The 20,697-nt window shown below is 59.3% G+C and carries 16 protein-coding genes, 1 tRNA gene and 2 pseudogenes; 8 read left to right on the top strand and 11 right to left on the bottom strand.

The genetic code is table 11. From position 1 onward, the window contains the following. Positions 1–41: 41 nt before the first annotated feature. Both AC3IP0_RS15620 and AC3IP0_RS15615 read right to left on the bottom strand, forming a co-directional pair. Entirely contained in the window at positions 42–533 is a 492-nt protein-coding gene (locus AC3IP0_RS15620; RefSeq protein WP_489316031.1) for a (R)-mandelonitrile lyase, read from the bottom strand. Between the two features lie 40 nt (positions 534–573). Continuing rightward, a pseudogene (locus AC3IP0_RS15615) lies at positions 574–669 on the bottom strand (flavodoxin); the annotation flags it as partial. A 547-nt stretch (positions 670–1,216) separates the two neighbouring features. On the opposite strand from AC3IP0_RS15615, the gene AC3IP0_RS15610 reads away from it, so the two are divergent. Further along, the gene (locus AC3IP0_RS15610) at positions 1,217–2,239 is read left to right on the top strand and encodes an IS110 family RNA-guided transposase (RefSeq protein ID WP_489315948.1); all 1,023 of its coding nucleotides are present in this window, start codon (positions 1,217–1,219) and stop codon (positions 2,237–2,239) included. Positions 2,240–2,526: 287 nt separating this feature from the next. Continuing rightward, positions 2,527–2,877, top strand: a complete 351-nt coding sequence (locus tag AC3IP0_RS15605) for a DUF6124 family protein (protein WP_489325191.1) — start codon at positions 2,527–2,529, stop codon at positions 2,875–2,877. A gap of 145 nt (positions 2,878–3,022) precedes the next feature. On the opposite strand, the gene AC3IP0_RS15600 is transcribed toward AC3IP0_RS15605, so the two are convergent. The 5 genes from AC3IP0_RS15600 to AC3IP0_RS15580 all read right to left on the bottom strand — a co-directional run bounded on the left by AC3IP0_RS15600 (position 3,023) and on the right by AC3IP0_RS15580 (position 11,045). Beyond that, a complete protein-coding gene (locus AC3IP0_RS15600; RefSeq protein WP_489325189.1) occupies positions 3,023–4,762 on the bottom strand; it encodes a dipeptidase in 1,740 nt (579 codons plus the stop codon). A 160-nt stretch (positions 4,763–4,922) separates the two neighbouring features. Then, entirely contained in the window at positions 4,923–5,222 is a 300-nt protein-coding gene (locus tag AC3IP0_RS15595) for a hypothetical protein (protein ID WP_489325188.1), read from the bottom strand. Positions 5,223–5,389: 167 nt separating this feature from the next. Beyond that, on the bottom strand, positions 5,390–6,604 hold the full coding sequence (gltS, locus tag AC3IP0_RS15590) for a sodium/glutamate symporter (RefSeq protein WP_489325187.1): 1,215 nt from the start codon (positions 6,602–6,604) through the stop codon (positions 5,390–5,392). A 224-nt stretch (positions 6,605–6,828) separates the two neighbouring features. Further along, positions 6,829–7,389, bottom strand: a complete 561-nt coding sequence (locus AC3IP0_RS15585) for a lipid-binding SYLF domain-containing protein (protein ID WP_150723586.1) — start codon at positions 7,387–7,389, stop codon at positions 6,829–6,831. 329 nt (positions 7,390–7,718) lie between these two features. After that, the gene (locus AC3IP0_RS15580) at positions 7,719–11,045 is read right to left on the bottom strand and encodes an Ig-like domain-containing protein (RefSeq protein WP_489327810.1); all 3,327 of its coding nucleotides are present in this window, start codon (positions 11,043–11,045) and stop codon (positions 7,719–7,721) included. 733 nt (positions 11,046–11,778) lie between these two features. Here AC3IP0_RS15580 and nirB point away from each other — a divergent pair. The 4 genes from nirB (at position 11,779) to AC3IP0_RS15560 (ending at position 16,988) form a co-directional block, all read left to right on the top strand. Next, positions 11,779–14,340: a nitrite reductase large subunit NirB gene (gene nirB, locus AC3IP0_RS15575; RefSeq protein WP_489316026.1), complete on the top strand. Its 2,562-nt coding sequence runs from the start codon at positions 11,779–11,781 to the stop codon at positions 14,338–14,340. Further along, positions 14,340–14,732, top strand: a complete 393-nt coding sequence (gene nirD, locus AC3IP0_RS15570) for a nitrite reductase small subunit NirD (RefSeq protein ID WP_489325185.1) — start codon at positions 14,340–14,342, stop codon at positions 14,730–14,732. Before nirB ends, nirD begins: the two co-directional genes overlap by 1 nt. 101 nt (positions 14,733–14,833) lie before the next feature. Continuing rightward, positions 14,834–15,274 (top strand): CBS domain-containing protein, encoded by a 441-nt coding sequence (locus tag AC3IP0_RS15565; protein ID WP_489316025.1) that lies wholly within the window; start codon positions 14,834–14,836, stop codon positions 15,272–15,274. A gap of 94 nt (positions 15,275–15,368) precedes the next feature. Next, a complete protein-coding gene (locus AC3IP0_RS15560; RefSeq protein WP_489316024.1) occupies positions 15,369–16,988 on the top strand; it encodes a methyl-accepting chemotaxis protein in 1,620 nt (539 codons plus the stop codon). Between the two features lie 173 nt (positions 16,989–17,161). Here AC3IP0_RS15560 and AC3IP0_RS15555 read toward each other — a convergent pair. Further along, positions 17,162–17,249 (bottom strand) — tRNA-Ser (locus AC3IP0_RS15555). Between the two features lie 123 nt (positions 17,250–17,372). Between AC3IP0_RS15555 and AC3IP0_RS15550 the strand changes: the two genes are divergently transcribed. Next, positions 17,373–18,044: a Bax inhibitor-1/YccA family protein gene (locus AC3IP0_RS15550; protein ID WP_057714309.1), complete on the top strand. Its 672-nt coding sequence runs from the start codon at positions 17,373–17,375 to the stop codon at positions 18,042–18,044. Positions 18,045–18,104: 60 nt separating this feature from the next. On the opposite strand, the gene AC3IP0_RS15545 is transcribed toward AC3IP0_RS15550, so the two are convergent. Both AC3IP0_RS15545 and AC3IP0_RS15540 read right to left on the bottom strand, forming a co-directional pair. Further along, positions 18,105–18,434: a YceK/YidQ family lipoprotein gene (locus AC3IP0_RS15545; RefSeq protein ID WP_489316023.1), complete on the bottom strand. Its 330-nt coding sequence runs from the start codon at positions 18,432–18,434 to the stop codon at positions 18,105–18,107. 56 nt (positions 18,435–18,490) lie between these two features. Further along, the gene (locus AC3IP0_RS15540) at positions 18,491–18,928 is read right to left on the bottom strand and encodes an Lrp/AsnC family transcriptional regulator (RefSeq protein ID WP_046038550.1); all 438 of its coding nucleotides are present in this window, start codon (positions 18,926–18,928) and stop codon (positions 18,491–18,493) included. Positions 18,929–19,064: 136 nt separating this feature from the next. On the opposite strand from AC3IP0_RS15540, the gene AC3IP0_RS15535 reads away from it, so the two are divergent. Further along, positions 19,065–19,958, top strand: a complete 894-nt coding sequence (locus AC3IP0_RS15535; RefSeq protein ID WP_489319783.1) for a DMT family transporter — start codon at positions 19,065–19,067, stop codon at positions 19,956–19,958. A gap of 15 nt (positions 19,959–19,973) precedes the next feature. Here the strand turns inward: AC3IP0_RS15535 and AC3IP0_RS15530 are convergent. Continuing rightward, positions 19,974–20,670 (bottom strand): annotated as a pseudogene (locus AC3IP0_RS15530) (hypothetical protein). Between the last annotated feature and the right edge of the window lie 27 nt (positions 20,671–20,697).

The following is a 20,697-nucleotide window of genomic DNA, read 5'->3' as shown; positions in this document are numbered from 1 at the left end:
TGCGGGCGGTGTTCGGGTGAGGTTTGATCTACAACAAACAGCTACATGCCCTGCGCGGGCGATTGACCTTCGTACTGCGCATCCGAAACTTTTTCCGCCCAGGTGACAGCCTTGCCGTCCTCGGCTTCGGCGATTGCGATGTGAGTCATTCCGTTGGTGGCCGTCGCGCCGTGCCAGTGACGTGTTTGCGGCGGGATCCAGACAATGTCGCCCGGACGGATTTCCTGACGTGGGGCGCCCTCTTGCTGCACGTAGCCGACCCCGGCGGTGACGATCAGCGTTTGCCCCAGCGGATGGGTATGCCAGGCCGTGCGTGCACCGGGTTCGAAGGTCACGGTGCCACCGCCGATGCGGGCAGGGGAATCACCCTTGAACAGGCCATCAACCCGAACCGTGCCGGTGAAGTTTTCTGCAGCGCCCTTGACGGAGGGCTGGGAGCCGGCGTGGGTGATGCGGATCTCGTTGGAGGCCTGGGCGCTGGTTTCTCCAGCCATGAGGGATAAGGCCACCAATGGGGCGATCAAGGGATTCATCAATGTTGCTCCTAAAGGCGGGTTAGCCAACTGCAAGGCAGCCGCCGTGGGTGTTGAAGGGGATGATGGTTTTCGCGCTCAGGTCGTGGGCCGTCGGGAACGAACGCACGACGGGCGGCGTGGTTTCACCCCAAACTCCCGCTTTTGATGGTCAGGCTGCACGTCATTGGTATCGGCTGGGTGCAGAACCGTTGGGGAAACAGTAAGCGAGCTAACGGATGAGCACTAGACGGTAAATCGGCAAGGGTTCATGAGGTTTGTTCATCAATCCGGGCAAGCGCGCCATGTCACCCAACATCGCCGGAGAACGTTTGTTTAAAGGCGTTTAAGGTTACTTCATGCAAGCTACAAGACCTTGCGCCGTTGCCTACGGCTACGCCAGAATCCGCCGGCTTGTGCGCCTTGGGGGCCATCGGTAACTTGATTCGTGTCACTGCTCATCAGTGATCGGGTTTAGTCGCCCGATGGTTTCACGAAGCGTATTTGCATCCAGACAGTCAGGTCATTTCATGCCTGCACTTCATGGTAGCTGTGCGCAGGGCGCCTTCGGGCGCGCCGGTTTCGTGTCTCCCCGGTCGACTAACCTGCGTACAGCTGCCACCCTAATGAGATGGTCAGCCCAGTACGGGAGCATCGGTAAATCTAAACTTACCGGGGTTCTCACTGACTTGCGGAGACCTCTCATGGACATCTTGGACTTGCTTGGCCTGGATATTGGAAAAAGCACTTTTCATCTCATAGGGCACGACGCCAAAGGCAAGGAAGTACTGCGCAAGAAATTCAATCGCAGCCGCTTGCTTGAGTTTGCCGCAAGGCTGAAGCCCTGCACCATAGCGATGGAGTCTTGTGGCGGTTCACACTGGCTTGCCAGGAAGCTCTTGTCCTTCGGTCATCAAGTGAAATTGATCGCGCCGCAGCATGTAAAACCCTACGTCACCGGCAACAAAAACGACTACATCGACGCTGAGGCAATCTGCGAAGCCGCATCCCGTCCTAAAACACGTTACGTCGCCATCAAAACCGTGGAACAGCAAGTGCTATCGACCCAGCACCGTCTTCGGGAGGCGTTGGTAGGCCATCGGACTCAAACGATAAATCGCATTCACGGGTTCTTGCTTGAGTTCGGGATCGCATTGCCTGCAACAAAAGCGGCTATGAATCAGGTTCACCAAATTCTGGACGACCCGGCCGCAGAGTTACCGCAACAGCTGAAGTCCTTTATTGAACATCTACTGGAAGAGATGAAACGGCTCAACGACGAGATTAAGGCGATTGACCGGAGTATCAAAGAGCAAGTGGACGCTGATGATGCGGGAACACGCCTGATGAGCATCCCCGGCATCGGCCCTATCATCGCTAGCGCGCTGCTGGCCGACGTCGGCGACGCTTCCAATTTTCACTCGTCGCGAGACTTCGCCGCTTCGCTGGGACTGGTGCCGAGGCAGTATTCAACAGGCGACCAAACCGTCCTTTTGAACATCAGCAAGCGCGGTGATAAATACCTTCGAAAGCTTATGATTCAAGGCTCGCGTGCAGTTCTTGTGCACATAGATAAACGTACGGATGCTTTGGGGACTTGGTGCAGAGACCTGCTGATACGAAAGCACCCGAATAAAGTCGCCTGCGCTTTGGCCAATAAATTGGCAAGGATCGTATGGGCTGTTTTAGCTCGCGGAGTCAGCTACAACGCACAACCCATGGCTTGATCGAAATTCCCTACCGGCTTTTGCGACGACAAGATGATGACGATAAACAGCTCAACCCCTGCATGAAAACCTGGTAAACGAGGCAGCTCTCGAAGCTGGCACCCTTTTAAGGACAGGCAGGAGCGACTACTCATCAAGGGCCAGGCGGCAAAACTGCCAACCATGAGCCCGGATACATTAGCGCAAGCATGCTTTACCGCTCATCGCTCGTGGTTGCAGGAGGTGGGCTGACCATACACTTGTTTAGTCGCAAGTCGGTGATGGCTCCATTTTTTGGAGACGGAAATATGTTCAAGGTAACGCCAAGCCCACCGGACGCCGATCCGGTCTCCCCGCATGAACCCGACTCAACCAGGCTCAACGAAGCCGCCCTCGATTTTCACATCCCCTCGATTGCCGATATCAAAGCCACACCGCGCACCCCCAGCAGCTTGTTCACCGTGGACCCGCAGGCGAGTTCCGAAACCTTGATGGTCTATCTGGTCGAAACCCTCGCGTCGGTCGATGTGATGGTGCATCAGTTGGTGGATCACCTGGACGGTGAGTCGCGCAATGCGCTGCTCGGGATTTCCAACAGCGTGATGCTGGCGGAGATCACGGCGAACCGGGTGCTGGATCAGATTGATCCGCCTGGTTGAAGGTAAAAAAGATCAAGAGATCGCAGCCTGCGGCAGCTCCTACGGGGATCGCGTAATGCGTAGGAGCTGCCGCAGGCTGCGATCTTCCGGGGTTTCACTGCAGTTCTGGAAGTAGACCCGCCAGAAGGGCGGGTCCGAAGGGGGATCAAAGTTTCGGCAATTGCCCGATGCGGCCCATCATCTCGGTCACGATCTGCAAGTCCAGCAGGAACTGCTCGGTGGTCTTGAACTCGTTGTCGTTGTGACCGGTGTATTTGACGTCCGGCATGGCCAGGCCGAATTGCACGCCGTTGGGCAGTTCATGCACGGAGGTGGCGCCGGCGGAGGTGCCGAACTTGTGTTCCATGCCGAGGTTTTCGCTGGCCACCGCGAGCAGGGCCTTGACCCATTCACCCTCGGGGTTGCGGTACATCGGCTCGGCAATCGACAGGTCGAAGGTTGGTGCGATGCTGGTCTTCTTGCTCCAGGCGTCCAGCTTTGCAGCGATTTCGGACTTGAGCACTTCCGGGGATTTGCCCTTCGGCACGCGCAGGTTGACCGCGAGTTTGAAGGCTTTGTCATCCATCCCGACATAGGTCAGGGAGGTGGTCAGCGGGCCCATGAATTCATCGGCAAAACCGATCCCCAACTTGCCACCCAGGTAATCCAGCCCCCAGTTGTCGGCGGCGTAGCGGGCGGCGTCCGTGATCTGGTTGTGCTTGAGCGCGACCTTGCCGTCGAGGCCATTGATGAAGTCGAGCATCCTGGCCACCGGGTTGACGCCGGACTCGGGCTCGGAGGAGTGGGCGGACACACCGGTGACCGTCAGTTTGACGTCCTTGCCGTCGACCTTGGCGGCGACCTCGAAATTGCCGCCGTTGCGCTTGGCATACTCGGTGCCGGCCTTTTGCAGGCTGGCGGCGAGTTCGGCGGGCTTGTCGGTCACCAGGGTCGCGACCGATGTCGACGGAATCTGGTTGGTGGCCAGGCCGCCGGTCATCGAGGTGATTTCCGCGCCTTTGCCTTGCGCGGCGCGCTTGGCGAAGCTGGCCATGACCGTGCCGTAGCCTTTCTCGGCGATCACCACCGGGTAGCCGCCATCCAGCGCCAGGTTGTAGTTGGGCGTCGGGTTGCGTTCGAAGTAGTAGGGGATGGCGTCGCCCGTGGTCTCTTCGGTGGTGTCGACCAGCAGCTTGAAGTTGCGGGCCAGCGGCAGCTTCTCTTCCTTGATGATCTTCATGGCGTAGAGCGCCACCACGATGCCGTTCTTGTCATCCTCGGTGCCGCGGCCATACATGCGATCGCCGATCAGGGTGACCTTGAACGGGTCGAGGCGGGTGCCGTCCTGCAGCACCCAGTTTTCCGGCGTCACCGGCACCACATCGGCATGGGCGTGGATGCCCACGACTTCATCGCCGCTGCCTTCCAGGGAGATCTCGTAGACGCGGTTGTCGATGTTGCGAAAATTCAGGTTGAACGCCTGGGCCAGGCCCTTGATCTTCTCGGCAATCTTGAGGAATTCGGGGTTGTCGTGCTGGGCCACCCCGTCCACGTTCACGGTCGGAATGGCCACCAGTTCCTTCAAGGTTTCGGTGGCCGCGCTGCCGTATTTCACCCGGGCATAGAGGCCAAGCAAACGATGGATTTCGTTTTGCTGCTCAGCGCTAAGCGTCTTGTTGTCGAGGAAGGCACGGATGGCTGGGCCGAGGTCGTCGGTCTTGGCGATATCGCTCTTGGCCAGACTTCCCAGGAACTGCCTGAAATCCTTGACCGACGCATCACTGAAGGTCTTGAGGATGGTCGCGCTCTGTTGCGGGGTGATGTTGGCGTGGGCAGCAGTGGTGAACGACGAAAGGCTGGCGAGCATCAGGGTGGTCGCAGCCAGGTGCTTGAGGGAAAAATCCATTGCTGGGGGCATTCCTTTGCAGGCGGTTTGTAAGAAATATCTGATCGGTCGATCAGAAACATTTCAAAACTAACACCGCGAGCGTGTGAAACGGGAGCCCCTGAAGTGGGATCTGTCGCACAGAAATGCAAAAGCGGCGCAGAAATGAAAAACCGCTCTATCAATGCTTACATTCCGCCATCACCACTTTGCAGGTATCTGGCGTACCACCGGATCGGCCGGCATAACGTATGCAATTACTCAGGGATTTCTGGCGAGCCATTTCCAGGGTGTCGCCCCAGGCGAGACCGCCTTCGCCGACAGTGGGGAGTGCTTTTGCATAGCAGGTCGAGCCGGTGCTGGGGGCTGAATAGCGAGCAGTGGTGGCTTTGCCTGAGCATCCGGCTGTCAGCGCTAGATTGACGGCGAGCAGGGATAGCAGGATCCATGACGAGCATTGTCGCGCAGTGTGTCCCGTCATCCCGGTTCCCCTGTAGCAAGAGGCGTATTAGAGATCGTACCTGGCCAGATCAGGGCTGGGGCACACTCTTACTCTGAGCCTATCCTTGCTGCATCGATCCTGCTGCTCCTTTCGTCCGCTTTCCTGAGTTCGGTGTGTCTGGCCGTCCGAGAGCCGGGCTGAGGTCACTACAGACCACTGAACATGCTGATGATCACGGCATTGACCAGGTCAATGAAAAAGCCACACACCAGCGGCACGATCAGGAAGGCCTGGTGCGCTGCGCCGTATTTCTGCGTCACGGTCGACATGTTGACGATGGCCGTCGCCGTGGAGCCGAGGGCAATCCCGCCGAATCCGGAAGCGATCACGCTGGCTTCGTAATTGCGCCCCATAAAGCGGAAGACCACAAAGTACGTATAAGCGACCGTCAGCAGTATTTGCAGGGACAACGCGCACAGAATGAACATCAACGCGCCGTTGAGCTGCCATAGCTGAAGCCCCATCAGGGCCATGGTCAAGAACATGCCCAGACAGATATCGGAGATCAGCGACAGGCCCAGGCTGGCGCCGCTCCAGGTTTTCAGTCGTTGATCACCGACAAAGGCCAGAACGAGGTGGTGAATGACGATGCCCGCGAACAGGCAGCTGACAAATTTGGGCAGGGTGATGCCGGCATCGACCAGCAGCAGGTTGAGTCCATAGCCGAGCATCAGGGTCAGGTTGAGCCACATCCAGGCCCAGAGCACGTCGTAATAGTCCAGCGCCTTGCCCGGTTGTTGCTCGAGAATGCCGACTTCCAGTTCCGCATCCCTGGACGGCGTCAGTTGATAACGGCGAATCAGCTGGTTGGCAATAGGGCCGCCGATGACGCAAGCGGCGATCAGGCCGACAGTGTTGCTGGCGATGCCCAGCTCATGCGCGTTACTGATTCCCAGTTTTTCGACGAAAAGCGGTGCCCAGGCCAGGGTGGTGCCCACTCCACCCGTGAGGGAAATGGAGCCCACCATCAAGCCCGCCTTGGGATCGAGTCCAAAAACCTCGGCCACACCCATGCCCAGCGAGTTCTGCAGCAGAATGAACACAGCGGCGAGTAACAGCAGGATCAGCAGCGGGCGCCCACCCTTGAGCAGTTGGCGCATGTCCGATTTCAAGCCAATGCCGGCAAAGAAATAGAGCAGCAGGGTGTCGCGAACTTGCAGATCGAATTCGATCTGGATATTCAGGCCGAAGTACAGCAAGGACGTCACCGCCGCACAGACGAAACCGCCAACTACCGATTCGGGGATACAGTATTGGCGCAGAAAGGTGTTGTGCTGGACGAGGGTCTTGCCGAGGAAAAGCAGGAGAATGGCGAGGGTAAAACTCACGAGGCTGTGAACCTGGAAGAGCTGTGAAGTCATTTAAGGCCTACCTAAAAACTGGAAAATCATTATCAGGATTCGCTCGTTCAATGTTTAGACCTGTATCAATGAACGGTCGAAACAGCCTTGCTCGTCCAGATGGCTTCCCAATCGTCAGGTGCGTCTGTGCGCCAGGAGTGAGGACAGCCTAGCCTAAGCGGGAAAACCCATCCGGGTTGGCATAGGCCGCCATCACGCTCCCGATGGCCAGTCAGGCGGTGACTTCAGCGCTTGATCAGAGAAATCTTCGTTCCCTCGATACTGACCCCCGCCATTAATCCTTGCTGGTCGAAGATGAATGCGTAGGCGTCGTCTTTCAGCGTCGAGCTGGACAGGTTCTTCGCAACCCCTTCATCCACAAACACAACTGTTGGCCCTACACCGATTTCCCAGCCCTTGGTTTTGGCTACATAGTCCACGGCTTTATCGGTCATCAGGAAAACCACATAGCCGTACGACTGGGCGCCGGCCTGCAGCCCCCATGACCCGCTGACGGAGTTGTAGTAGTTCTCGACTTTCGTGCCCTTCATTAGAACGCCTTCACCATAGCTGCCGCCAAACACGAGTCCCGCCTTGATGATGTTCGGGAAAACCAGCACCGCCTTGGCTTGGTGCGAGATTGTTTCGGAGAATGGATTGGTCTTGTAGAGCGTTTGCAACGCTTGTCGAGCGTCGGCATTCAGATCCTCGGCAGTGGCCGCTGCGGCATTGTTCAGGAAGCCAGCCGATGCCAATGTTGCAATCGCGAGGAAGAACGAGAGGAAGAAGCGCATTGATTGAGTCATTTGCGTACTCCGCTGAGGGAACAGGGGGATGAGAGCAGCGGCAAGTGCCTGTGTCACGCAGGAACCGAACCCACTGAGGTTATCCGGCGCACCCTGAAATGTGTGAATTGCAGGCATCGCTCGTGAATGAAGTCGGCCTGCGGCCACTGATCATTTGCGCTGCCTTCAGCTGTTATGACCATTGCGTAATGGACGGGTTCGTTGTCACTACTGCTTCTGGCCGATGATTTCCCGTTGCACGGGGTTTATCCAGGGTCTGGGCTGAAGTGGGGGGGGGCTTGTAGCAAGAGGGCTCAATGAAGCCCTCATTGCTAAAGCCAGGTTTTAACTCAGTTCGCCTTTATCGGCACCGTCACGGTTTTGCCGAAGGCCGATTTGATGGTCGCCGTCGGGCTGGGCGACGGGCCACTGCCGGCGGTCGTCACCGCTATATTCCAGCGCGCGCCTGTAGGCGTCAGCGTCAGGATGGCGGCGCCAAGGTTCACCGTACCGGTTGTGGTCGTGGCAGTCGCCGTGATGGTATTGCCCGTGCCACGCGAGGTGGTGCCGGACAGGACCCAATAGTAGCGGCTGTTGCTGCGGGCGGTGACGGTAGCGCTGGTGACGATCAGGCTCTCGTTGACCGCTGCCGAGACCGCCACGGACACTGTCGCCGGTTCCGATTCCGCGCCCTTGGCATCGGCGGCCTTATAGGTAAAGGTCGCGGTGAACGGCGCGGGGACCGTGGCCGGTGGTGTGTAGATCACGCGCACACCATCGGTGCTGACCACGCCCTTGCCGGAGTCCGGTTGCTCCAGACCCACCACTTTAAGTGGCACGTTACCGTCAGGGTCGGTGTCGTTGGCCAGGACGTTGATGGGCAGCGGTTGGCCGTTGTTGCTGACGGCGCTGTCGGGGTTGGCGATCGGTTTTTGGTTATCGCCTTCGTTATTGGTACGGGTATCGCCAGTGCGGAAGGTCGGCAACGCGGAGGAATTGACGTAGGTGACGCCGTCCCAGCCGGGCAGGGGCGCTGGCATCAACTGGAACTGGCCGGGGTGCTCGATATCCCAGCGCAGCAACATGGACGTGTCCTCGTGCTGGGTGTTGTGGCAGTGCTCCATGTAGGTCCCGGCGAATTCCCGGAAACGGATCGCCATTTCCACGTCCACCGAGCTGTCGATGCCATCGCCGATGCGATAGACGTCCTTGCGGGCCCATTTTTCCCATTCCGGCGGCGGGTTGCCATCGCGGTGGAGGACGATCCCCTCTTCGAAGTGCACGTGCACCGGGTGGTTCCAGCCGTTGCCGCCGCTCTTGATTTTCCACACCTCAAGGGTGCCGTCGCCGGAGAACCCGGCAGGGGTCGGGCCGTTGGCCAGTTGCGGAGCGGCGCTGATGATTCGAGGGTCCATGGGGAAGCCGAATTGACCACCGTCGGTCTTGATGGTCCAGGGGGCCTCGTCGGTGCCGTCGGAGCGGCCGAAGATGAACTCGCGATGCCGCGCCACCTTGAGCTTGGCCTGCATCGCTGGGTCGTCGCGGTTGATGGTCAGCGGGATCATGGTCTTGCCGGCCGGTTTACCCGGCTTGGCGGGTTCGTAGTCGGCGGGGTTCATGCTCACGTCCTGGCCAGAATAAGGCTGGACCACCATCTGCATGAACTTGCCCACCGCCGGGTCGCCGCCGTCCCATTCCAGCCCTTTGCTGCCCAGCTTGAGCACCGCCTTGTACGTCCCGGACAGGACATCGGCCAGGCTCAGCAGTGTAGCCTCCGGCCCCTTGCCGTCGTGGTGCTCCATCAGGTTGACGAAGTACAGCTTGTCGCCGGTGTTGATCCCGTTTTTCGCGAAGTTGACGATGATGTCGTAACGCTCGGCAATGCCCATGGTGGGCAGGATGGCGTTGTGATTCTGCATGTCACCGTTACCTTCCAGGTCCATGCTGCCGTCGAACGGCACGGCGTGTTCCATGAGGTTGCCGTCGTTGGCGATCAAGTGGAACGGCACGCGGGTATAAGACAGGCCGGAACCGGCCGGGCCGGGGAATTCGCCGCCGGTACCGACGACTTCACGCACCAGCGCGAACCTGAAGTAGCGTGACACCGAGCCATTGAGAATGCGGAAGCGATAGCTGCGCGCGCGCACATTCAGGCGCGGCTGGTACTGCCAGTTGACCAGGACCTGATCGCCGAGAAAACCGTCGGTGTTGAACGGGTTGAACCACAGCTGGCCAGTGGCGTCCCAGGCCTTGTCGGCAATCATCAGGTTCACATCGTAGTCACGGTTGCCCCAGGGCAATGCCGAACCGCTGGGCAGGCGCAGGTTGACGCCGTCTTGCAGCGCTTCGTTACCGCGATCCAGGGCGCTGTAGTAATTCATCATCACCGCGTTGCCCTTGTAGACGTTCTGCGCGGTGAAATCGACCATGTGGTCGTGGAACCAGTGGGTGCTCATGGTTTCGCGCCAGTCGCCACGGATCTTGATGCTGCCGTTGTCGCACGTCTTCAGGCCTGGAGTGGCATCGTTGACGAACAGGGTTTCGCCCGGGGCGCAGGGGAACGCTGCACGCGGATCCTGAGCGCTGGTGTTGATGGTGTCGTAACCGGCCAGTTGTATCGGCCAGCGATAGTCGTAGTACTGCCCCGGAAAGAAAAACGCACCGGAAAAGCCATCGCTTTCGGCCGGGGAGTGGCCGTTGTGTTCGTGGGTGGTGAGGGTGTGCAGGCCAAACCCCATGTTGGCCGACGGATCGATCGGCAGGGCGTTGTAGTGGCGCATCAGCGCGGCTTGACCGTAACGCACCATCAACAGTTTTGGCGGAAAGGTGCCGTCGAAGGTCCAGAGCGCCTTGTGGTTCTGAATCGGCATGTTGGGGTGAAAACGAACATTTATGCCTTTGGTGGTGCCCGCAATGACCGGGGTGTTCGAGGTCTGGTTGTAGAGCCCGCCAGGCCCGAACTCACCGACGGCGTAGTTGTGCAACTGTCGGCGGTCGCGCATGCCGCTGTTGAGCTGGGCGCCCGCTTGAGCGGTTTTGAAGCCAACCTGTGGGTAAAACTCGTTCCAGCGCTGGTGCGACCAGCCTTTTCCTGGCGGACGACCTTCGGCCGGCGAGCCGACCGGATGGCGGTTGAGGAAGGCTTCGATCTGCGCTTTCCACGGGTTGCGGTCCAGCACGTTGGAAAATTGCGACGGAAACGGGAACAGCCCCGGCTGGCGCATGAAGGCTACCAGCGCCGTGGGCGACGGGCCGCTGCGGGCGATGTTGTTCGGGTCCTGGGTGGGCGCCGGGCCGACAAGCGGAACCGGGAAGGTCAGGGGCGGTGCCGGCAGTGTCGGGTCGAGTTTTTCCGTGCCGAATTCTTCGAACAGCAGCAGTTGCTGCGTGTACGGCTGGGCCCCGAACAATGGGCTGGGCTTGCCATTGGTGGGGATTTTGAAGGATGTCTGCAGGGCTGGAGGCAGCACGTTATCAGCCGTTGGCGTGGTGCGGGTGCCAAAAACGCCATTGGGCAGGGCGATGGAGCCCTGGTTGACGGGTGGCATGGCCCGTATGGCAGCCGCCGCGGCATCGAGGTCGGCCGGCGGGTTGCTAAACGCCGAGGGGTCCGTCGGTGGTGGCGGGCCGAAATCATCCAGCGGTACGGCGTTGACAGTGGTCAGGGTAAGGAGCATCGCATAGGGCAGTGACCTGCGCAGCAAGGCGATGGAGCTGCATGGTAGTGTCGCGCGTTTCATTTTTTCACCCCTCGCGTCATGCCGAAGCTGGCAAGCCCCGCCGTCTCCATGATGTCCGGGACGACAGCTATTGCGGGTATCAGGGGGTTGTGCAACTAATGAGCCACTACCATGGAGGGAAGAAAAAGTTCAAATTAATTAGCAATTTGTTTCTAAATATTACATATGAGAGTAGGGGGGAAGTGGGGGATATTCCTCAACTTAGGTGGTAAACGCCCCCGTTGAGTGGGTGTAGTGCCCCATTTATGGAGAAAGCAGTGAGATCGCACTGTACGTGCACTTTTATAAAGCGCCATGCGTCACAACGTGCACCAGTCGGAAGCGCCGAAAGTCGGCTCATACTTGCCGAAACTCGCCTGGACAGCAGTCGCCGTGACAATCTCCATAGCTAAAAAGCCAGTGTTTTCAGATAGTTGAAGTCTGTCTGTCGCAGACTGGCACAAAGGCTGCAAGGCTGATATCAGGTCCACCTGGAGAGCATTCGTGTGGACAGCCCCCTCGGTCAACGACGATCGATTGGCCGAACAGGTCGTGGGCAGCATCGGTGGATCAGGCATAGATGCCTGGTTTCAACACCGCAAAAGAACAGGCAAAGACGCCTGGAACCGAAAGGTTTCAGGCGTTTTTTTTTGCTTTTAAAACCGTGATTGGCTCGGGCTGGGTGCTTTCTATGAATTCCAATGTTGCCACGTTGAACAAGATGCAAACGCTGATCGTGATCGGTAATGGCATGGTCGGACATCATTGTGTCGAACAGCTGATCGAGCGGGGAGCGCTTGGGCACTATCGGCTGCACGTCTTCAGTGAAGAGCCGATGCGTGCCTATGACCGTGTGCATCTTTCCGAGTACTTCTCCGGCCGTGATGCCGAGTCGCTGGCGCTGTCCGATGCGTCGCTTTACCAGACGCCCGGCGTTACGCTGCATTTGGGTGTGCCGGTATTGGAAATCGACCGCGTCCGTCGCCAGGTGGTCACCTCGCAAGGTTGCGTCCCGTATGACAAATTGGTCCTGGCCACCGGTTCTTATCCGTTTGTTCCACCAATCGAAGGCGCCGAAGGTGAATCGCGCCTGGTCTATCGCACCCTGGAAGACCTCGATGCCATTCGGGCTGCGGCGGCCAATGCCCGGCGCGGCGTGGTGGTCGGCGGTGGCTTGCTGGGCCTGGAAGCCGCGAACGCGTTGAAGAGCCTGGGCCTTGAAGCCCACGTGGTGGAGTTCGCGCCGCGTTTGATGCCGGTACAGCTCGATGACCTCGGTGGCCAGGCGCTCAAGGCGCAGATCGAACGATTGGGCGTCGGTGTACACCTGTCCCGCGCCACTCAATCGATCAGTGCGGGCGAGCAGTACCGCTATCGCATGAATTTCGCCAATGACGAATTCCTCGAAACCGACCTGATCGTGTTTTCCGCCGGTATCCGCGCGCAAGACGCGCTGGCCCGTCAATGCGCGCTGGAGATCGGTCCGCGCGGTGGCGTGGTGATCGACGACACGTGCCTCAGTTGCGACCCGAACATCTACGCCATCGGTGAATGCGCTTCATGGAACGGCAGCCTGTTCGGCCTGGTCGCGCCGGGCTACCAGATGGCGCGCAGCGTCGCGGCCCGTCTGTGCAACGAAGTCGCCGAGCCGTTCACCGGTGCCGACATGTCGACCAAGCTCAAGCTGTTGGGGGTGGACGTCGGCTCCATCGGCGACGCCCACGGCAACACCCCGGGCGCGCGCAGCTATCAATTCATCGACGAAACCAGCGCCAGCTATCGCCGCCTGGTGGTGGATGCAAGTGGCAAACACGTCCTGGGTGCAGTGCTGGTCGGTGACAACAGCTATTACGACACCCTGCTGCAATACATGCAGAACGGCATCGCCTTGCCGTCGGAACCGGCCAGCCTGATTCTGCCGTCCACCGAAGGCGCGCCGACCCTGGGGCCGGGTGCGCTGCCCGAGTCGGCCACGGTGTGCTCCTGTCATAACGTCACCAAGGGCTCCATCTGTTCGGCCATCGATGGAGGCTGCACCGACCTGGGCCAACTCAAGTCGCAGACCAAGGCCTGCACCGGCTGCGGCGGTTGTGCCGGCCTGCTCAAGCAAGTCTTCGAGCATGAGCTGATTGCCCGTGGCGTCAGTGTCGACAAGAGCCTGTGCGAACACTTCGCCTACACCCGCCAGGAGCTTTATGCGCTGGTACGGGTAGAGGGTGTGATCACCTTCGACGAACTGTTGGCCAAACATGGCCGTGGCCACACCGGTTGCGACGTCTGCAAACCGGCGGTGGGCTCGATCCTCGCCTCGTGCTGGAACCAGCCGATCATGGACACGTCGCTGGTGCCGTTGCAGGACACCAACGACACCTTCATGGCCAACATGCAGAAAAACGGCACCTATTCGGTGGTGCCACGCATCGCCGGGGGCGAGATCACCGCGGACAAGCTGATCGCGATTGGCGTGGTGGCGAAGAAATACGACCTCTACAGCAAAATCACCGGCGGGCAGCGCATCGACCTGTTCGGCGCCCAGTTGCATCAGTTGCCGGACATCTGGTCCGAGTTGATCGAGGCCGGTTTCGAAACCGGGCACGCCTACGGCAAATCGACCCGCACAGTGAAGTCTTGCGTCGGCAGCACCTGGTGCCGCTATGGCGTGCAGGACAGCGTGAAAATGGCCCTGACCCTCGAGGATCGCTACAAGGGACTGCGTTCGCCGCACAAGCTCAAGTTCGCGGTCTCCGGTTGCACCCGTGAGTGCGCCGAGGCGCAGAGCAAGGACGTGGGCGTGATTGCCACCGAGAAAGGCTGGAACCTCTACGTGGCCGGTAACGGCGGCATGCGCCCGCGCCACGCCGAGTTGTTCGCCACCGACCTCGATGACGCCACCCTGATCCGTTACATCGACCGCTTCCTGATGTTCTACATCCGCACCGCCGACAAATTGCAGCGCACCTCGGTCTGGCGCGAGAGCTTGGAGGGCGGCCTGGATTACCTCAAGGACGTGATCATCAACGACAGCCTGGGGCTTGGCTCTGAGCTCGAATCGCAGATGCAGCTGGTGGTTAACCGCTACGAATGCGAATGGGCCAATGCCCTGAAAGACCCGGAAAAGCTCAAGCGCTTCCGCACCTTCGTCAACGATCAACGCCCGGACCCGGACATCCATTTTGTTCAGGAACGCGGTCAGCGCCGGCCGATCATGGCCTCTGAACTCCACCTTATCCCTGTCATCGAGGAGATTGCCTGATGAGCCAGTCCGATACCCAGCGAGCCTATTCCAGTTCCTCCCTGTCCCTGGTCAATTCAGATGCCTGGCAAGCGGTGTGCAGCCAGGAGGACCTGGTGAGTAACTCCGGCGTCGTCGCCTGGCTCGACGGTGCACAAGTGGCGCTGTTCTACTTGCCGGATGCCGAAGGCAAGACCCTCTATGCCGTCGATAATCATGACCCGCAGTCGGGGGCGAATGTCATCGGTCGCGGGCTGATCGGCAGCATCAAGGGCGATCTGGTGATTGCCTCGCCACTCTACAAACAGCATTTCCGCCTTGAGGACGGCAGTTGCCTGGAGTATCCGCAGCAGCGCCTACGGGTCTGGCCGGTGCGCCTGAACGCAGGCCAGGTGGAGGTCGCGGTGGCCTGACCACATGGATTTCGCCGGGGTCTGAGCGCTCATTCAATTAATGATGTATGCCAGGCTCCGGCGGAGTCGATGATCAATGACAAACAGTATCGGAGGCTTGTATGAAAACAGCCGCACAACTGCTGAAACTGAAGGCCGTGCAGAACCGGCGGGTGCATAGCATCGCGCCAGACCAGATGGTGCTGGAAGCGTTGAAGATGATGGCCGAAAAAAACGTTGGTGCCCTACCCGTCATAGAGAAGGGGCAGGTGGTCGGCGTTATCAGCGAACGCGACTATGCGCGCAAGGTCGTTCTACAGGGACGCTCTTCGGTCGGTACGCCGGTCCGGGCCATCATGAGCGCACCCGTCGTGACAGCAGACAGTCAGCAGAGCATCGAGCGTTGCATGGCGGTCATGACCGACAGTCATCTGCGCCATCTACCGGTGGTGGAGGGCGACCAGTTGATCGGCCTGTTGTCGATTGGTGATCTGGTCAAGGAAGCCATCGTCGAGCAGACCGAGCTGATCCGGCAACTGGAACACTACATTCGCGGACATTGAAACGACCGGGGCAGGGTGGATCGAAAGCTGGTGAGTACATGAAGTTTTCAGATGTGCCAGGCGTCGGGCGGGAATTGATCAGGGAGCATAGGACATGGCCAGGTTGAACACGGCACAACGTATCGTCATCGGCTTTGCAATTGCGCCGGTGGTACTGACAGGCCTGGTGTTTTATGCGTTGCACGATCTGGCAACGCTAAAGGAACAGGCCATGGTCATCGTCAAACGGGACTGGCCGAAAATCGATCCGATCATGGTCATTGCCACGGGTGTTCGTGACAACGCCAGGAACACCCGGGACTTGCTGATCGACAAAGACAATCAGCAAGTGCAGGAGGCCATTGATGCCACCAAAAAGCGCATCAGCCTGGCACTGAAAACCCTCGAACCGCTGTTCGACCTGCCGGAAGGCAAGGCCGCCTATGCCGCCCTGAAAAACCATCGCGAGGCTTACGTCGACGCATTCACCCAAGTGCAGGTGTTGATCCGGCAAGGCGCTTTCGATGCCGCGATGGCGCAGTTGAAACAGCACGTCGTCCCCGCCGAACAACAGGTTTATAAAAGCCTGGACGCCTTGATGGCGCTGCAAGGGCAGATCTTCGCCGATCGTGAAAGATCGGCGCAGGCCCTGTACGACGAAGCCTGTCTGAACATGTTGGGATTGCTTGGGTTCTGCCTGGCCTCGGTCATCGCCGCGGCGGTCATCGTGACGCGCAGTGTCACCCGGCCCTTGGGTGGAGAGCCCGATGATGCCGCGCGGGTATTGAGTCAAATCGCGCAGGGCGACCTGACGATTCAAGTGCCAGTCAATGCAAACGCCGGCGGCAGCGTGATGATGAACATGCACCAGATGCAGCAAAGCTTGAACGCGATGGTCAAGCACATCGCCGTGTCGGTCGATCAGGTGGCCAGTTCGTCCGAAGAACTGAGTACGGTCAGCAGCCAGACCAGCAGCAGTTTGCAGCTGCAGGGCCTGGAGATCGAACAGGCTGCGGCGGCGGTCAATCAGATGACGGCGGCCGTCGACGAGGTCGCACGCAATGCCGTCAGCACCAGCGAGGCGTCCCGAGTGTCCGAGCAAACCGCACGACGTGGCCGTGAGCAAGTTCAGGAAACGGTGGCCTCGATAGGTGCGCTGGCGGACGGCATGATGGATACCTCCGAACGTGTTCAGCAATTGGCCGGACGTGTGCAAGACATCAGCGCGGTGCTGGATGTGATTCGCAGCATTGCCGAACAAACCAATTTGCTGGCCCTCAACGCAGCGATTGAAGCGGCTCGTGCCGGTGATGCCGGACGGGGTTTTGCGGTGGTCGCCGATGAGGTGCGGGCACTGGCCCATCGCACTCATGTGTCGACCCAGGAAATCGAGCAGATGATTGGCAATATTCGGCTCGATACCGGGCACGCGGTGACCGCCATGCAAAGCAGCGGTCAGCTGGTGCAGACGACCCTGGAAGTCGCGCAGCGCTCCGGCGAGGCGCTGGAGGAGATCACCCGGTCGATCTCGCAGATCAATGAACGCAACCTGCTGATCGCCAGTGCCACGGAGGAGCAGGCCCTGGTGGCGCGTGAGGTGGATCGCAACCTGGTGGGCATTCGTGACTTGTCCGAGCAGGTCGTGCTGGGTGCCCGACATACCCACGCAGCCGGTCAGGAGCTGGCGCAGATGGCAGGGGCACTGCACCAGACGGTGGGGCGGTTTAAAATCTAGGTAGATTGCCTCGGCGCTTCAGAAGTACAGGGACAAGAGGCCATTCGAAAAACCGGCCGCTGGTCGACAAGCTATGCTTCATCCAGGACGTGGGCTGAAGTGTGGGCTGGCAGGTTTTTCCAAACCCCAGAAACGACAAAGCCCTGAATAATCAGGGCTTTGTCGTATAAAGATGGCGGAGGCGATGGGATTCGAACTCATGGACCTGTTACAGTCGACGGTTTTCAAGACCGTTGCCTTAAACCACTCGGCCACACCTCCGTTTGCGTTGCGGGCGCCATAATACCTGAATGAAACACACTGTCAAACTCTCTGCATAGCTTGTTACAGAGCGTCTGTTATGATCTTTGCGACTGAACGTTTCAAACCAACAGGAGTGTCGCCATGCGCGAACAGGATTACGCAGTTAATAACAGCGTGCAGGCTGAGCAGCTAGAGGTTAGCCGCGTCCTGCGCAACACATACGGCTTGCTCGCCCTGACCCTGGCTTTCAGCGGTGTGACAGCCTACGTTGCCCAGCAGATGCATGTTGGCTACCCGAACATTTTCGTGGTGCTGATCGGCTTCTACGGTCTTTTCTTCCTCACCAACAAACTCCGTGATTCGGCCTGGGGCCTGGTGTCGGCATTTGCCCTGACCGGTTTCATGGGTTTCCTGCTTGGCCCGATCCTCAACCGTTACCTGGGTATGCAGGGCGGCGCTGAAGTGGTCAGCTCGGCTTTCGCGATGACGGCGCTGGTGTTCGGCGGTCTGTCGGCGTATGTGCTGATTACCCGCAAGGACATGAGCTTTCTCGGCGGTTTCATCACGGCAGGCTTCTTCGTGCTGCTGGGTGCGACGCTGGCGAGCCTGTTCTTCCAGATCAGCGGCCTGCAACTGGCGATCAGCGCAGGTTTCGTGCTGTTCTCCTCGGTCTGCATTCTGTTCCAGACCAGCGCCATCATTCATGGCGGCGAGCGTAACTACATCATGGCCACCATCAGCCTGTATGTATCGATCTACAACCTGTTCGTCAGCCTGTTGCAGCTGTTCGGCATCATGAGCCGCGATGACTGATCGTCGGCCTTGAACTAAAAAACCCGCTCAGGCGGGTTTTTTATTACCTGAAATTCAGGGTCACTCCACAATGACGATGCTGCCATCGGCTTGCTGGCGGTAGATGGTGTAGGGCAGCAGCAAGGTGTCCATCGCCCCGGACACGACCACGTCGAGCAGTACGATAGCGGGGGCGGGGCCATGTACCTGCGCATCCCGACCGTCTTCGAGGGGCGCGTTCAGGTAGCAGAAGTCGTAGGTCACGCCGCTGTAGATTCGCGGTACCGCGCCGCAATAACTCTTTTGTTCCCGAAGGCTTTTTGAGGCCACTTCGTCACTGCGCACAACCGTCTGAATCGTGCCGCAACCCGCCAGCATCGTAGCCACCAGTAGCATTGCCTGAGTTTTCATGCCGTCAATCCTTCGCCGGAAAGCATCAATCTACGTCAGTCTGAAATAAATATCACTTACGCCATGGGTGGCAACCGGCGCTTGACCGGGGTTTTCTTGACGATCGCCGTATTGGTTTCAGCGTGGGTGTTGAGGCGGTCGAGCAGGGTGTCCAGTTGTTCCATCGAACGCACATGCAGGCGCGCAATGAAACAGTCGTCGCCGGTGACCTTGTCGCACTCGGTGAATTCGGGAATGGCCATGATTTGCCGTTCCACTTCCTGCAATTGCCCCGGCAGCGGGCGAATACGCACGATGGCCTGGAGTTGATAGCCAAAGCATTTCGGGTCGATTTCAACGGTGTAGCCCTTGAGCACGCCTCGCTCTTCCAGGCGTCGCAGGCGCTCGGCAACACTGGGGGAGGACAGGCCGCTGATCTGCGCCAGGGCCTTGAGCGAGCGTCGCGAGTCTTCCATCAGGGCCGTGATCAGCAGTTGGTCGATGTCATCGGTCATGGCGAAACCCTCTGTTAGGCATTTTTTAAAAATAGCCTTTATAAAAAAGGCAGATACCGAGTTTAGCCTGCTTTTTGCTCTGGAGTAGCGCCTGGGTGCATTGGCATACTTTGGCCACAAACACAGGAGTCTGATGATGGACAAATCCCTACGCCGCGGTTCGTTCGAAATGACGGCCGCCATGCTGATCTCCGGCACCATCGGCTGGTTCGTGCTGGTGTCCGGGCAACCGGTGCTGGATGTGGTGTTCTGGCGCTGCCTGTTCGGTGCCGGCACCTTGCTGCTGATTTGCGCGGCTTTCGGCTTTCTGCGCCCCGGCATTCTGACCCGCACTACGTTCCTGCTGGCGGTGCTCAGCGGTGTGGCGATTGTCGGCAACTGGGTGCTGTTGTTCGCGTCCTATTCCCGGGCGTCAATTGCCATCGGCACCGCCGTCTATAACGTCCAGCCGTTCATGCTGGTCGGGCTGGCGGCTTTGTTCCTCAACGAAAAGATCACCGCGCAGAAACTGACCTGGCTGGGCGTTTCGTTTCTCGGGATGCTGGCGATTGTCAGCGCCCATGGCAGCCAGGGCGAGAGCGGCAGCGATTACCTGATGGGCATTGCCTTGGCCTTGGGCGCAGCGTTTCTCTATGCGATTGCCGCGCTGATCATCAAGCGTTTGACGGGCACGCCACCGCATTTGATCGCGCTGATCCAGGTCAGCACCGGCGTGTTGTTGCTCGCGCCATTCGCGAATCTTTCCGTATTGCCGCAGGCGCCGAGCGCGTGGGCCAGCCTGGTGACGCTGGGTATGGTGCACACCGGCGTGATGTACGTGTTGCTGTACGGCGCGATTCAAAAACTGCCGACGGCGTTGACGGGCGCACTGTCCTTCATCTACCCGATTGCGGCGATTTTCGTCGACTGGTTTGCTTTCGGCCATCGCCTGGAGCCACTGCAATGGATCGGAGTCGCGGCGATTCTGCTGGCCGCTGCCGGCATGCAACAAGGCTGGTCGCTGAAGTTTCGGCGCACGGTGACGCCGTAACCCGCGACCCGGGCGTCAGATGTTCCAGCGCGGCGCGCTCTTGGCCAGGCGCTGGCGCATCTCGCCGACGTTGGCGGTCAGTTGTTGAGTCAACAAGCGATACCCGTCCAGGGTGTTGTAGACCGGCGCATCGAGGCTGACAAGCGGCACATCCACGGGGCGATTTAGCCGCTGGGCGGCGCCTGATTTCAACGCCCGGGCCATGCCGATCAATTGCACGCGAATCTGCCGATGCTCGGCTTTCAATGCCGTTTGCATCAGCGACATCGCCTCGGGGTCATTGGCATCCGGTCGGGTATTGCCGAGGATTTCCAGGGTGCTGACGCACATGCGCAGGTTGCGCTGGAGGGCATCGAGCTCGGTCATGGAAATCTTCACTTCCTTGGACACCGAGGGCATCAGTGAGCGAAGTTGCACCATCGCCGTGCCCCGCAACGATGAACACGGTAATCGCCGACAGCAGCGCGGTGTACCCCCTTGCCGATGGCGTGATACGAGAAAAACCCGCAGACCACCGACATCGCGAAATAGGTCAGCCAGGGCATCCCGAGCCAGGTCTGTTGTGCCACCAACACCAGGCCGTCACCGACGCCCACTCACCGTGGGGCAGGTTGATCCCGGTGGTCAGCAGGATCGTCGCCAGCAACCCGAGCGACACCCGCACCGCGTGGATCACCCGGGCATGGCGGTAGCGCCGGTACGGGTCCAGCAACGGACGCAGCAGTCGGCGCAGCAAGGG

The organism is Pseudomonas sp. GL_103, assembly GCF_057835175.1.
This window is presented reverse-complemented; position numbering and strand designations above follow the sequence as displayed.

Coding starts and splice junctions, on each gene's coding strand:
- AC3IP0_RS15620 (WP_489316031.1), bottom strand. CDS start 533: ATGAATCCCTTGATCGCCCCATTGGTGGCCTTATCCCTCATGGCTGGA.
- AC3IP0_RS15610 (WP_489315948.1), top strand. CDS start 1,217: ATGGACATCTTGGACTTGCTTGGCCTGGATATTGGAAAAAGCACTTTT.
- AC3IP0_RS15605 (WP_489325191.1), top strand. CDS start 2,527: ATGTTCAAGGTAACGCCAAGCCCACCGGACGCCGATCCGGTCTCCCCG.
- AC3IP0_RS15600 (WP_489325189.1), bottom strand. CDS start 4,762: ATGGATTTTTCCCTCAAGCACCTGGCTGCGACCACCCTGATGCTCGCC.
- AC3IP0_RS15595 (WP_489325188.1), bottom strand. CDS start 5,222: ATGACGGGACACACTGCGCGACAATGCTCGTCATGGATCCTGCTATCC.
- gltS (WP_489325187.1), bottom strand. CDS start 6,604: ATGACTTCACAGCTCTTCCAGGTTCACAGCCTCGTGAGTTTTACCCTC.
- AC3IP0_RS15585 (WP_150723586.1), bottom strand. CDS start 7,389: ATGACTCAATCAATGCGCTTCTTCCTCTCGTTCTTCCTCGCGATTGCA.
- AC3IP0_RS15580 (WP_489327810.1), bottom strand. CDS start 11,045: ATGCTCCTTACCCTGACCACTGTCAACGCCGTACCGCTGGATGATTTC.
- nirB (WP_489316026.1), top strand. CDS start 11,779: ATGAATTCCAATGTTGCCACGTTGAACAAGATGCAAACGCTGATCGTG.
- nirD (WP_489325185.1), top strand. CDS start 14,340: ATGAGCCAGTCCGATACCCAGCGAGCCTATTCCAGTTCCTCCCTGTCC.
- AC3IP0_RS15565 (WP_489316025.1), top strand. CDS start 14,834: ATGAAAACAGCCGCACAACTGCTGAAACTGAAGGCCGTGCAGAACCGG.
- AC3IP0_RS15560 (WP_489316024.1), top strand. CDS start 15,369: ATGGCCAGGTTGAACACGGCACAACGTATCGTCATCGGCTTTGCAATT.
- AC3IP0_RS15550 (WP_057714309.1), top strand. CDS start 17,373: ATGCGCGAACAGGATTACGCAGTTAATAACAGCGTGCAGGCTGAGCAG.
- AC3IP0_RS15545 (WP_489316023.1), bottom strand. CDS start 18,434: ATGAAAACTCAGGCAATGCTACTGGTGGCTACGATGCTGGCGGGTTGC.
- AC3IP0_RS15540 (WP_046038550.1), bottom strand. CDS start 18,928: ATGACCGATGACATCGACCAACTGCTGATCACGGCCCTGATGGAAGAC.
- AC3IP0_RS15535 (WP_489319783.1), top strand. CDS start 19,065: ATGGACAAATCCCTACGCCGCGGTTCGTTCGAAATGACGGCCGCCATG.